Source organism: Steroidobacter sp. (genome assembly GCF_016790065.1).
Lineage (GTDB): Bacteria > Pseudomonadota > Gammaproteobacteria > Steroidobacterales > Steroidobacteraceae > Steroidobacter.
Genome location: NZ_JAEUPY010000228.1, coordinates 1 through 13,299, shown reverse-complemented (window position 1 = coordinate 13,299; position 13,299 = coordinate 1). Strand labels below are relative to the sequence as shown.

Annotated in this window: 12 protein-coding genes and 1 tRNA gene; 3 read left to right on the top strand and 10 right to left on the bottom strand. The window is 60.9% G+C overall.

All coding sequences use genetic code 11. The features are described from left to right. Positions 1-78 precede the first annotated feature (78 nt). The 7 genes from tig to JNL55_RS09805 form a co-directional block, all read right to left on the bottom strand. On the bottom strand, positions 79-1,371 hold the full coding sequence (gene tig, locus JNL55_RS09835) for a trigger factor (protein WP_293852499.1): 1,293 nt from the start codon (positions 1,369-1,371) through the stop codon (positions 79-81). 59 nt (positions 1,372-1,430) lie between these two features. Next, a tRNA-Leu gene (locus tag JNL55_RS09830) sits at positions 1,431-1,515 on the bottom strand. 383 nt (positions 1,516-1,898) lie between these two features. After that, a complete protein-coding gene (locus JNL55_RS09825; protein WP_293852497.1) occupies positions 1,899-2,789 on the bottom strand; it encodes a dienelactone hydrolase family protein in 891 nt (296 codons plus the stop codon). A gap of 45 nt (positions 2,790-2,834) precedes the next feature. Then, entirely contained in the window at positions 2,835-3,299 is a 465-nt protein-coding gene (locus tag JNL55_RS09820; RefSeq protein ID WP_293852495.1) for a rhodanese-like domain-containing protein, read from the bottom strand. A gap of 191 nt (positions 3,300-3,490) precedes the next feature. Next, on the bottom strand, positions 3,491-4,510 hold the full coding sequence (locus JNL55_RS09815; RefSeq protein WP_293852494.1) for a sulfate ABC transporter substrate-binding protein: 1,020 nt from the start codon (positions 4,508-4,510) through the stop codon (positions 3,491-3,493). Between the two features lie 48 nt (positions 4,511-4,558). Beyond that, positions 4,559-5,695, bottom strand: a complete 1,137-nt coding sequence (locus tag JNL55_RS09810; protein WP_293852492.1) for an amidohydrolase family protein — start codon at positions 5,693-5,695, stop codon at positions 4,559-4,561. 120 nt (positions 5,696-5,815) lie between these two features. Then, on the bottom strand, positions 5,816-6,061 hold the full coding sequence (locus JNL55_RS09805) for a hypothetical protein (RefSeq protein ID WP_293852490.1): 246 nt from the start codon (positions 6,059-6,061) through the stop codon (positions 5,816-5,818). A 278-nt stretch (positions 6,062-6,339) separates the two neighbouring features. Here JNL55_RS09805 and JNL55_RS09800 point away from each other — a divergent pair, with 278 nt between their 5' ends. Together JNL55_RS09800 and JNL55_RS09795 are read left to right on the top strand one after the other, a co-directional pair. Then, positions 6,340-9,048, top strand: coding sequence for a TonB-dependent receptor (locus JNL55_RS09800; RefSeq protein WP_293852488.1), 2,709 nt, complete (start codon positions 6,340-6,342; stop codon positions 9,046-9,048). Beyond that, a complete protein-coding gene (locus JNL55_RS09795) occupies positions 9,045-10,280 on the top strand; it encodes a glycoside hydrolase family 5 protein (RefSeq protein ID WP_293852486.1) in 1,236 nt (411 codons plus the stop codon). The genes JNL55_RS09800 and JNL55_RS09795 overlap by 4 nt, the downstream gene beginning before the upstream one ends. Before the next feature lie 3 nt (positions 10,281-10,283). On the opposite strand, the gene JNL55_RS09790 is transcribed toward JNL55_RS09795, so the two are convergent. Beyond that, positions 10,284-11,075 carry a siderophore-interacting protein gene (locus JNL55_RS09790; RefSeq protein ID WP_293852484.1) on the bottom strand — a complete coding sequence of 264 codons (792 nt, stop codon included), beginning with the start codon at positions 11,073-11,075 and terminating at the stop codon, positions 10,284-10,286. Further along, entirely contained in the window at positions 11,072-11,575 is a 504-nt protein-coding gene (locus tag JNL55_RS09785; RefSeq protein WP_293852482.1) for a PadR family transcriptional regulator, read from the bottom strand. The genes JNL55_RS09790 and JNL55_RS09785 overlap by 4 nt, the downstream gene beginning before the upstream one ends. A gap of 297 nt (positions 11,576-11,872) precedes the next feature. Between JNL55_RS09785 and JNL55_RS09780 the strand changes: the two genes are divergently transcribed. Continuing rightward, a complete protein-coding gene (locus JNL55_RS09780; protein ID WP_293852481.1) occupies positions 11,873-12,628 on the top strand; it encodes a sulfite exporter TauE/SafE family protein in 756 nt (251 codons plus the stop codon). 4 nt (positions 12,629-12,632) lie between these two features. Here JNL55_RS09780 and JNL55_RS09775 read toward each other — a convergent pair. Further along, positions 12,633-13,299 (bottom strand): M23 family metallopeptidase (locus tag JNL55_RS09775; protein WP_293852479.1); only part of this gene is annotated, 667 nt, incomplete at its 5' end.

Here is a 13,299-nt window from a genome sequence, read left to right as displayed (position 1 = left end):
GAGCGTGTGTTGGGGCTAGTTTAGAAGAGGCAAGAGCCGCTGCAATAGCGACCGCCGCACGCTCGTCCCGCTCCGCGATTACGCGCCGAAATTCATGATTTCCTTGAAGCTCGACGGCTTGTCGGCCACCTGGGCGCGCTGCGCCAGCCAGTCGATCACCTGATCCTCCAGCACCGCCGCTTCCATCTGCCGACGGAACTGCGGATTGGTGCGGTACTGCTGCATCGCCTGGCCCTGGTCCGGGTACTGGGCGGCCAGCTCTTCGAAGCGCGTCTGCACCTGGGTCTGGTCGACCTGGATGCTGGCGTTACGAATGATCTCGCCGATCAGCAGCGACAACGCGACTCGGCGACGCGCCGGCTCCTGGAAGCCTTCCGGCGCCGGAATCTGCGAAGCATCGCGCGCGCCCATGCGACGGGCCGCGTCGAGCTGCAGCTCACGCACTTGCGCATCGACCATGGACTTGGGCAGCTCGATCGGATTCGCGGCCAGCAGTCCGTCCAGGACCTGCTTCTTGACGCGCGCTTTGATCGCCTCGCCCAGCTCACGCTCCATGTTTTCCTGCACTTCAGAGCGCAGACGCTCGATGCCGCCCTCTTCCACGCCGTAAGCCTTGGCGAATTCGTCGTTCAGCTCGGGCAGCTGGCGCTCTTCGACTTGCTTCACGTTGATGGCGAACTGCGCCTGTTTGCCAGCCAGATTGGCGGCGTAGTTGGGCGGGAAGGTCAGATCGATGGTCTTCTGTTCGCCGGCCTTGGCACCGCGCAGCCCGGCTTCGAAATCGGCCAGCATGCGGCCGGCGCCCAGCTCGATGGGGTAGCTCTCGGCCTTGCCGCCTTCGAACGGCACGCCGTCGATGGTGCCATCGAAATCGATGGTCACGCGGTCAGTGTCCTTGGCTTCGCGCTCCACGGCCGAGAAGGTCGGACGCTGTTCGCGCAGGTTCTGGATCATGGCATCCACGTCGGCACTGGCGACCGTGGCGCTCGGGCGCTCGACGCTCAGGCTTTCCACGCCCTTGATCTCGATCTGCGGCAACACCTCGAAAATGGCGCGATACTTCAGATCGCCACCCTGCTCCAGGTTGATCGGCTCGATGCGCGGGCCGCCGGCCGGCGTCAGCTTTTCCTGCACGACGGCTTCATTGAAGGTGCTCTGCATGACATCGCCCAGCACTTCCTGACGGACCTGCTGGCCGAACTGCTGGCGCACGACTTTCACCGGCACTTTGCCGGGGCGGAAGCCCTTCAACCGCACCGTCCGGCTCATGCGCTGCAGCCGCTCGTCGACGGCCTTTTCGACGCGCTCGGCCGGAACCTGCACTTCCATCCGGCGCTCCAGAGCCCCGGTCGATTCAACTGAAACCTGCATGGTCGAAACCTGCCTCAAGTCAGGAATGAGTAATGTCGCCCTACCTAAGTCGGTGAGACTGGTGCGAAAGGAGGGACTCGAACCCTCACGGGGTTACCCACTGGAACCTAAATCCAGCGCGTCTACCAGTTCCGCCACTTTCGCGAACGTCCAGCCACCGTGCCGCGCCTGGCTGCCCTCATACCTACATATATATGAGTTTTGAGGCCTGTTTGGCCGGCCGCCCTCGCGGGGGCCGCGGAGTATACCCGAGCGGCCTCGGGCATTCGAGAACACCGTGGCGGGTCATTCGGGCTACCCGCATTGAGAGGAGACGGCGGTGGCTTGCGGCGGCCGGGGCTGACTCTGTTCTCCCGGCACCGCGACGCACGCCGCGCCTGCGCTGTCGCGCGGCGCGTTGCTGTACGTCCCTGTAGCTGCTAATGGAAAAACATCCCTGTTTGATCCATTTGCCGGGAGAACAGAGTCAGCACCGGCCCCCGCCTCCACGTTCGCGGACTCCGTAACGGTCGCAAACGCAGACTGGATTAGGACGCGCGCAGGTTTGCTTTGAAGAAGTCGATGGTCCGCTTCCAAGCAAGATCAGCCGCCTCTTTGTTGTAGCGAGGCGTCGTGTCGTTGTTGAAGCCGTGTTGTGTGCCTGGGTAGATGTATGCGGTGTACTTCACACCCGCGGCTTTCAGCGCTGCTTCGGATGCTGGCCATGCAGCGTTGATTCGTTCGTCGGTCTCGGCGAACTGGAGCAACAGCGGCGCCTTGATCTTGCCAGCCTCTTCAACAGCTGGCGGGCTGCCGTAGAACGGCACAGCGGCAGCGAGGTCGGGCACGCGAGTGGCGAGGAAGTTCGCAACGCCACCGCCGTAGCAGAAGCCAGTGACCGCCACCTTCCCTGTTCCTTGCGGCAGCTTCTTCAAATACTCAACCGCAGCGACAAAATCCTCGCGCGTCTTGGTCTGATCCAATTTCTGGAACTGCTCACGCGCCTTATCCTCATCGCCGGGATAGCCGCCGAGCGGAAACAACGCGTCCGGTGCGAAGGCGATGAAGTTCTCCAACGCCACACGACGAGCAACATCTTCAATGTGAGGATTCAAGCCTCGGTTCTCATGCACCACCAACACCGTCGGCAGCTTGCCTTTCAAAGACACAGGCTTCACCAAGTAACCGCGAAGCTTCCCGTAGCCCGGCGCAGGAATCTCGACGTACTCAGCCACGACACGCTTGTCGGTTGGCGCAACCTGCTGAGCCTCAGCGAACTTCGGATTGAGGGCATCGAGGATGGCAGCGCCGCTCATGCCGGCGACGGCGTACGCGCCGGCGCGATCGATGAATTCACGGCGTGAGATCGCGCCGTGCACGTACTTATCGAACAGCTTCCATACTTCAGGCGGAAATTTCTGTGCTTCGGTGTTGCTCATGACCCTGCCATCTCCTCGTTATTGAGCGCGTCGCGACGGCACAGCTCAGTGCTGAGCCGCGGCCTGCGCATTATTCTTCTGTCCGGCTGGGGCCTTGGGTGAAATCTTCGTCAGTTTGCCGCCTTCCTGCTCGTAGTTCTGTACACCGACGCGGCCAACCACATTGAAGCCCTTGGACGCGAGCAGATCGCCAGCGCGGCCGGCACGACCGGCGTGATTGGAGACGGTGACGATCTTGCGATCCTTGGGAATCCAAGCCGTGCTCTTTTCCAAATCCGACAGCTGCACGCTCAGGTACACCGGTAGTCCACCGATGGCAGTGACTTCATCGGGGCGACGGATATCGACGATCAACAATTGATCCGGCTTGGCGAGCAACTGATCGAACTGAGCGCGTGTCAGGACCGGAGTCTTGGACTCGTCCTTTTGAGCGGGACCGCTCGATTGTGCAACGGCAACCGACGCAGCCAAGCTCAACAACACGACCGACAGCGAATGAGACAGACGCATGACAGACTCCGAACTGACGTGGTGAAAGTTCACGAAGTCTAAGAGCCTCTCGCGAGTCATCGTGAGAGGTAACAATGCATCTACAGATAACGTTTTGGGTGACGACGACGGCGTCACAAACGAGTCACGGCGGGAGGCGCGCCTGCCGTCGAGTGTGACGGCAGGCGCGCGTTACAAACATCAATGAAACATCAAGTGGTCGGCGAGTAGATCTTGTCGAACACGCCGCCGTCAGCGAAGTGCGTGGCTTGTGTCTTGGTCCAGCCGCCGAAGTCAGCGATGGTCACCAGCGTGCCGATCTTCGGGAAGTTCTTGCCGTACTTGGCCAGAATTTCCGGCTTGGTCGGGCGATAGTAGTTCTTCGCTGCGACTTCCTGACCGGCATCGCTGTACAGGTACTCGAGGTAGGCCTGCGCGACAGCGCGCGTGCCATGACGATCGACGTTCTTGTCGACGACAGCGACCGGCGGCTCAGCTAGCACGCTGACAGAAGGCGCCACGATCTCGAACTTGTCGGCACCGAATTCCTTGAACGCCAGGAACGCTTCGTTCTCCCACGCGAGCAACACATCGCCCAGGCCGCGCTGTGCGAAGGTCGTGGTCGAACCGCGAGCGCCACTGTCGAGCACCGGCACATTCTTGTAGAGCTTCTGCACGTAAGCCTGCGCGGTGGCATCGGTGCCGCCCGGCTGCTTCAGTGCCCAGCCCCAGGCCGCGAGATAGTTCCAGCGCGCACCGCCCGAAGTCTTCGGATTCGGTGTGATGACGGAGATGCCCGGCTTCACCAGGTCGCTCCAATCCTTGATGCCTTTGGGATTGCCCTTGCGCACCAGGAACACGATGGTCGAGGTGTACGGCGAGCTGTTATGCGGCAGCTTGGTGGCCCACTCGTTGGACAGCAGCTTCGCATTGTTCGAAATGCCGTCGATGTCCGCGGCCAGTGCCAGCGTGACGACGTCGGCCTGCAGGCCGTCGATCACCGAGCGCGCCTGCTTGCCCGAACCGCCGTGCGACTGCTTGACGATCAGCTTGTCGCCGGTCTTTTGCTGCCAATAGGCGCCGAAGACTTTGTTGTATTCCTCGTAGAGTTCGCGCGTCGGATCGTAGGAAACATTGAGCAGCTCCACGTCCTTGGCGTGGACCGGCCCGCCCAGCAGGGTCAAGGTCGCGGCTGCAGTAGCCAGCAGACTAGGGATGAAACGGCGTGACATGATCGATCTCCGCAGATGGATGTAGGTTGCTTGAAATGAACGAATCAATTAGCTGAGGCCCTTGGCAGCCAGCAGCGCACGGGTGTTGTCGAAATAAATCAGCTGACGTTGTTCGGCCGTCAGCGTGGCATCGAGCGTTTGCAGCGCCGGGCCGACATCGCCGCGCGTGCCGCCGCCGACGCCATAGTCGGTACCGAACAGAATCCGGTCGGCGCCGATCTTGTCGGCCGCGTACCGCACCCAACCGGCGTTACGCACCGAGTACGGCCCAGTGTCCAGGTAAATCCGGCGCAACTTAGCCAATGGATCGGCTACGCCATTGGCTTTGGCCGCCGGAATCACCGAATCGAACAAATGGGTAATGAAACCGCCGAGCATGATGATCTCGACGCTCACGTCCGGGTACGGATCCAGAAAGTCCGTGAGACCCAGCGTGATCGCGCCTGCCGCCAGGTGTGAATTGCTGATCAGATTCCAACGCGCGTACGCCGTGTCTTCCGGCACGACCAGCGGCGGCTGACCCGGCACTCGGTCGCTGGCGGGACCGCGATGAATAAAGAAATGACTGTTGTTCTTCTGCGCAGCGTCGAACAACGGCTTCAACGTGTTCGCGCCCGCCAGCGTCGAGAATGCATTCAACGGTAACGAACCGCCGATGAAACCCAGCTCACGATGCGCGCGCGTCAGCTCTTGCGCGGCCCACACTGGATCCGACGCTGGCAACGCCGCCACCGCAAGGAACCGCGATCGATTCTTGGCAACGACGCTCGCCAGCTCATCGTTGAACTCACGATACAACTTGCGCTGCTCTTCGATCGGCAAGCTCGCATCGAAGCCGAGCGCCACCGTGTGTGTGAGCAACTGACGCTGAATACCGTTCTGATCCAGATTCTGTAAGCGTGCTTGGATATCCGACGGCGCGAATGCACCCGGACCACCGACCGCGGACACCGTGGTCGCATTGTCGAGCTGAATCGTTCCATCCGTGCCTTTCACCAGCTTCGGCGGCTGAGTCCGCGTGCCGAGAAATTTGAACTCGGCGTTCGACACATAGTGACTGTGCCAATCCACCAGAGCACGCGGCGCGGCCTGACCGTTGGCAAAGCTGGCGCGTGAATGCAGGCCGGCAGACAGCGTGGCGGCTGTCGCTAGCGCGCCATTGAGAAAGTGACGTCGATTGAGCATGTGAAACGAACAGCAGGCAGTGAATGAAAACGATGACTGGCTCTGAAGCTCGCGTCGCGCGCAGGCACTCGACCCGCGACGGCCGCGTCTTCAGGTTATCGGTGTTTTGTTACAGCCAAATTAAATCAGTGCACGAGCACCGGCGGCTGCGATGCCCGCCAACGCGAGCACGGACAATACAAACTTGCCGAGCAACGCGCCGAAGCTGACGGTCGGCGTCGCATCCAATTGCGGACGGCGCTCGGCGGCGGCCTCTTCACTCGCTTCCAAACGGAACTTGTGCACGTATCCGTCGATGGGCACGAAGGTGCGATTTTCGCGAGGCGCGGCGGCGTGTTGTGACTGCATGACGATCTCGTCGGTCATGAACTGACGAAATTCAGTCTAGGGCGGCCCGGGTTACTAACTCAGTCGCAGGCCGGTCGCATTTCGGTCACCAGACCATACTGGTTAGCTATAGCGTCATGCACTCCCCACGGCAGCAATCGGCTCCTCGGCCGCGGCGACCGTAACCACCCGGCAACAGGCAGACATAAGCAAAGACCGAGGGCTCGCCGGCCCGGCCTGACGGGAACCTGCGCATTGCAGGCAAGTTCAGTACTGCAGGCACGTTTCGGGATAAGACGTCCTTCAATGGGGGAACCATGGCCAATACGTTCATTCGGAAGATGGCGGGCGTGGGGTGTTTGCTACCGGTCCTGGCTTCGGCCCAGGAAGCGACTCAGCAAATGAATCAGCAGGCCGCGCCGGTCGAAGAAGTGGTGGTCTCCGGCATTCGCTACAGCATTGCGAATTCGGTGGACGTGAAAATCGAGTCCAACTCCATCGTCGAATCCATTTCTGCCGAGGACATCGGCAAGCTCCCCGATGTGAGCATCGCCGATTCGATCTCACGATTGCCCGGCCTCGCCACCCAACGCGTCGACGGCCGTTCGCAAGTCATCAACGTCCGCGGCATGTCCGAACAATTCGTCGGCACCTTGCTGAATGGACGCGAGCAAGTCAGCACCGGCGATAGTCGCGGTGTCGAGTTCGACCAATACCCTGCCGAGCTGATCAACGCCGTCACGGTGTACAAGACTTACGACGCCGGCCTCATCGGCCAAGGGCTGTCCGGTACCGTCAACCTGCAGACCATCAAACCGCTTTCGCTCGGCAAACAGCGCATCGTTTTCTCCGGCACCGGTGAATACAACTCGCTCGGCGACGTGAGCGCGGACGGCGACTCCAAAGGCTATCGAGCCAGTGCGTCGTACGTCGATCAGTTCGCCAACGACACCATCGGCGTGGCGATAGGCATCGCGCGACTCAATTCGCCGTTTCAAGAAGAGCACTACAAGCAATGGTGGTGGGCCAACACCGACCTGTGGGGCACGCCGCAAGCTGGCAAGCCCACCGATGCCATCGCTCTGCAAGGCTCCGAAGCCTGGGTGAAATCGCGAGACCTGACTCGCGACGGCATCATCGGCGTACTCGAATTCAAGCCCAACGAAAACTTCCATAGCGAACTGGACGCGTACTACTCCAAGTTCACTCAAGATGAAGTCATGCACGGGGCGATGTGGACCAACGACCCGTTTTGGAACAGCAACCAAGTGTCTTATACCAACGCGCGCACCACCGGCTTCAACGGCCAGCAGGTGGTGACCGGCGGCACGTTGAATGGTGTGCAACCGGTGGTTCGTAACGACGACAACCAGCGCGACGACAAGTTGTATTCGGCCGGCTGGGCCAACACGTTCACCTTCGACGCGTGGGCCGTGGATCTGGACTTGAGTTACTCCAAGGCCGAGCGCGACCAATCGCAGCTGGAAACTTATGCCGGCCTGCTCGGCCCGCAGAGCATCGGCTTCGACATTCCGGTGAACTCGCGGTTCGGGCGTTACACGTTGCCGAACCTCGCCGATGCGGGCACGGTGTATTTGTGGGATCCGCAAGGCTGGAATCACGACGGGCGTATCGAGAATTCAGAACAGGAAGACGAGATCAAAGCCGCACGGCTCAATCTCGGCCGCTCGTTCGACAACGCGGTGATCAGTGGCTTCGATGTCGGCGCCAATTTCAACCGTCGCACCAAAGACAAACGTGCCACGGTGTATTTCGCCGATCTGCTCAATGACCGCACGCCGGTGACGCTCAATGGCAGTGCGCTCAGATCGCCCACCTCGCTGGGCTTCGCCGGTATCAGCAACGTCATCACGTTCAATCCACGCCGAGTGATCAACAGCGGGCTGTACGACATCTACGTGAGCGAGAGTAACGACGATTTGCGCAAGGACTACACCGTCGATGAAGACGTAGACACCTACTACGCGCGACTCAATCTGAACATCGCCGCGTCGGACCGAATCAAGCTCCGAGGCAACGTTGGTGTGCAGTACATTCGCACCGACCAATCCTCGACAGGCTTCAATGCCAGCGGCGGCGCAATTGCCGGCAGTCAAACCCTCGGCGCGACCTACAACGACACGCTGCCGAGCTTGAACTTGGTCGCAGACTTCGGCGACGGCTGGATGGCGCGCTTCGGCATCGCCAAGTCGCTGATGCGGCCGCCGATCAACTATCTGAGCGCCGATGCCGATGCGAGCGTCAACGAGTTCGGCCAATGGACCGGCAGCGGCGGCAATCCCAAGCTCGAACCGTATCGCGCCAATTCCATCGACCTGTCGCTGGAAAAGTATCTGGCCGATGCCAGCTATGTGGCCGTCGCGATCTTCTACAAGGACATCAAGACTTACCTGTATCGCGAAAACCTCGCGTGGGACTTCAGCAGCTACGACAATAGCAGCGACATCGATCCGATCTCGCCCATCGGGGTGTTCAGCACCTGGAAGAACGGCACCGGCGGTTACATGCGAGGCATCGAAGGCACGACCACACTGACCGGCGATCTGTTCACGCCTGCGCTCGAAGGCTTCGGCATCCAGTTGAATGCGTCGTACACCGAATCGTCCATCGATCCGGACGGCCCCGAAGGCTCCAGCACCGACACCATTCCTGGCCTGTCCAAGGTCGTCGTGAACGGCACGCTGTTCTACGAGCGCAACGGTTTCGCGGCTCGCTTGAGCGAACGCTATCGCGACACCTACCGCGGCGAGTACAGCTCGTTGTTCGGCCAGCGAACCTATCGATACACGCTCAGCGAGCGACAGCTGGATCTGCAACTGTCCTATGACTTCCAGGAAGGCAGCCGCGCGCAGGGACTGTCGCTACTGTTCCAGGTCTACAACTTGAACAACGAGCCGTTCCGAACCACGGTCAGCGACGCCAACGGTTTGTTCTTGACGCTGCCAGAGGAATACACGGAATACGGTCGGCAGTACCTGCTCGGATTCCGCTACAGCCTGCAATGAGATCGGCATGGCGGGCAGTGCTGGTTGTGTTCGCACTGGCGCTCAGTGCGAACACCCACGCGCAGTTCGTCCACACTAAAGGCACGCAGATCGTCGATCGCGACGGCAAACCCTTGCTGCTCATCGGTCCGAATCTGGGCAACTGGTTGGTCTTCGAAGGCTACATGCTGGACATCGACGAGCGCGGTTGGAGCACACCGACGGGGTTTCGTGCAGGCATCGAGCATGCGCTCGGCGGCGATGAGCAACGCACAGCGCAGTTCGTACGTAAGTGGCGCGAGTCCTATGTCAATGCCGAGACGCTACGCCAGATCAAAGCGCTCGGTTTCAACAGCGTGCGCGTGCCCTTCTCTCATCACTTGTTCTGGGATGGCAAGGCGCTGACCGATGAGGGCTTCCAGTACTTCGATCGCATCATTAAATATTGCCGCGACCTGGGCATGTACGTGCAGTTCGACATGCACACCGCGCCGGGCTACCAAAACCCCGGCCATCACAGCGACAACCCCAACGAGCAAGTGCGCGAGTCGGTGCGCTTCTGGGCCGATTGGAACAACGTCGAGCTCGCAGCAAAGATCTGGGGACACATCGCCAAGCGCTACGCCAATGAACCGACGATCTGGTCCTGGGATTTGATCAACGAGCCGGTCACGCGCAACGAGCAGGAGAAAGCTCGGCTCGAAGAGTCATATCGGGTGATGGGCGCCGCGATTCGTGCCGTCGATAAGAACCACATCCTGAGCATTCAGGGCGACTGGTGGGGTTCGGACTTCAGCCCGCTGAATCAAAAGTGGGATGAGCAGCTGGTGTTTCACATGCATCACTATCCCAAGCAAGGCGTGAAAGAACCGCACGATACGCTGCCCGGCGGCTTGGGCGATCGGCTGCGTAAAGCGCAGAAGGTCGATGTGCCGTTGTGGCTGGGAGAGTTTGGCGAGAACACGCCAGAAGTACTGCGTGACATGACCGATTGGGCCAAGCGCAATTCCATCGGCTACGCGCCGTGGTCGTTCAAACGAATCGAAACGGATCGCGCGTTATGGTCGATCCGGCCGACACCGGGCTATCACACAGTCATCGACTACATCAAAAGCGCCAGCTATCCACAGATGCCGACCGGGGCGCCGCCGGCCAACGCCTTCGCCGACTTGATGGACTTCGCCGACCGGGCTCGCAACGGCACGTCGAATGTAACGTTCGTGCCGTCGTTTGCCGAAGCGGTGAAGCCCTAGTCGTTAGTCGTCGACGACCACGTGTTCGCCCACTGCTCCACGCTGCCAATAGCCGGCCGCTTTGACCCAGCGCTTATCGAAGCCTCGCTCCTCCACCAGATAACGACGGATGGCACGCACCGCATGCGTTTCAGTCGCGGCCCAGGCGAAGCAACGTTCTTTGTTGAGAGTCAGCTTGCGCAACGCTGCGATCAAATGCTCGCCGGGCCCGCTGGCTGCACCGGTGCGATTGGCCCACACAACTTGAAGATTCGCGCGACTGGACAGCGGCAGTTCGAAGCCCTGCTCCACTTCAGCCACTACGATCGCACGGGTCTGCGCCGGCAGCTCTTCCAATCGGCGAGCGACTGCCGGAAGTGCAGTCTCGTCGCCGATCAGCAAATGCGTGTCGATGCCTTCTGTGGAGATGACCGCGGAACCTCGCGGCCCACCGACGCCGAGCTCGCTGCCTTTGGTGGCGTTGGTCGCCCAAGTCGTCGCGGGCCCGTCCTCGTGAATGAAAAACTCGAGCGTCAACTCGCCCGCGTCTGAATCGAAACGACGCGGCGTGAAGTCCCGCATGATTTTCTCAGGCGCGCCCTCGGTGCCAGGCAATGACAGGTGCAACTCGCCCGCGGCGTTCGGGAAGAACAGCTTCACGTGATCGTCGAAGCCCAACGAAGTGAAGCCTTTTAGATCGTCGCTCTTCACGACGATGCGCTTCAGTTGCGGCGCGACCATCTCGGTATCGACCACCGTGGTACGCCGCAAACGAACTTCATGACGAACGCGTGTGATGTTGGGAAGCTCGCTCATGGCTTCTGCCCTTGTGAGATTTCTTCGGCAGCCGCTTCGAGGATCCGGCGCACGCGCTCGGTTTCTTCCTCGCTCCAACCGCGACGATTGAACAGCAACGCAGCCTTCAGCGTATGCATCGCGAAGTGAACGTCTTGCGGAGGCATTTCGCCTGACGCAGCTCGCGCGGCCATCTCCATGCGCTTTCTCACGCTGGTCAGCATCGCCTCGTTCTCGCGCAAGTAACTCCGACCTTCGTCGGTGATCTCGAACAACCGCTTGCTGCCTTCGGTGGTTGTGGAACGCACGTGGCCCAGTTCTTCGAGCAAGGTCAGCGTGGGATAAACAGATCCGGGGCTGGGGGCATAGGCGCCGCCGAACTTCAGCTCCAGATCCTTGATGAGTTCGTAACCGTGGCGCTGCTTCTCTTCTATTAAGGAGAGCAGGATCAATCGCAGGTCGCCCGGGCCGAACATGCGGCCACCGCCGCCGCCACGCCCGAGACCGCCTCGGCCTCCCATGGGACCGCCACCAAATCGACCGCGCGAACCGGGCCCGCCGCGGCGACCGCCGCCGTGATGCTCACTACGATGAGGGGGGTGGTGGGCGCTGAATTCGCCGCCGCGATGGCGGTTAAACATTCTATGAAACATGAACTTAACCTTTTATTGGCTTTTGAGTGCGAGATAACGATATATCGTTACGATGTATCTTGCAAGCCCATCTTTCGTTTGGGCTGGCCGTAGGCACGCCCCAACCCCCTGCTCGGCTGTGCTCGTGGCAAGATTCGGCGGCGTTCGTCACCTCACCCCCGTTGAATGCTCACCGACCCGACCTTTTATTTACTCGCCATCCCGGCGGTCATCCTGCTCGGCCTGGCGAAAGGCGGTTTCGCCGGCGTCGGCGCCATTGCCCTGCCGTTGCTGGCGTTGCGAATCTCGCCGGTACAAGCCGCGGCGATTTTGTTGCCGGTGTTGGTGGTGCAGGACGCGGTCGGGGTGTGGGCGTTTCGAAAGAACTGGGACCGCGAAATTCTGGCGTTGATGATCCCGTCCGCCACGGTCGGGATCGTTGCGGCCTATTTGCTCGCCGCCAAAGTGTCGTCGACGGTGGTGCTCGGCGTTTTGGGCGCGATCTCTATTGTTTTTGCGGCCTATCGCTTGTGGATCTCGCGCGGCGGCCGTGTTCCTGTCTCGAGCACCGCGCCTCGTGCGCTCGGTGCCGTGTTGGGGTTCGCTTCAGGATTTACGTCGCAGGTTGCGCACGCCGGGCAACCGCCTTTTCAGATGTGGGTGTTGCCCAAGAATCTGCCGGCTCAAGTGATGGTCGGCACGACTGCGATCTTTTTCGCGACCATCAACCTGTTCAAGGTTCCCGCGTATTTGGCCCTCGGCCAATTCACCCACGAGAACCTGCTGGCCGCAGCGGTGCTGATTCCGCTGGCCATCGCCTCGACGCTGTTCGGTGTCTGGCTGGTCCGCCGCGTCAACGCCGAGCGCTTCATCACCATCGTCTATGTGCTGATGATGGTGGTCGGAGCGCAGCTACTATTGAAGGCGCTGCGCTCCGCCTGATGGGCTAGTTGCTGCCAGCAGCAGCGACGATGTCGGCCTCACGAAACTTGCGAATGATCCGGTCATGGATCCATTGCTTGCTCCACCAGTCCACCGGCGTCACCGCGTTGCCATTGAGCAGCATGGTGAAGTGCAAGTGATCGCCGCCGGCCATGCCGGTGGCGCCGGTCCGGCCCAGTTCCTGGGCGGCCGCGACCGGCTCGCCAACTTTGACGCCGATCGAGGAGAGGTGCGCGTACAGCGACTGCAGTCCCATGCCGTGATCGACGATGACGCAGTTACCGTAGATGCCCAGCCAGCCCGCGAACACCACACTGCCGGCGTTGGATGCCTGCACCGACGCATTGGACAGCGAAGCAAGATCGAAGCCGAGGTGGGTTTGCTGATCGACCGACTGGTCGCGGTAGATGTAGCTGCGTTGATCGGCGAAGCCTGCTTCAACCGCAGTGTTGGCGAGCTGCTTGAACGTGTCTTTCCACAGAACTTGCGGCGCCGAGTGGTGGGCGAGTTCGGTGATGGTCGCATTGTTCTGCTTGCGCAAGTCGCGGTTGATCGCCAGGAACGAGGCCAGCAGATCGGCGGGATCCTGCACCTTGAAGTCGGCGGTGTTCTGCAGGATCGCGGGCACGACCTTACCCAGGAAGCGGTCATCCAGCGGGATGCGGCTCTGA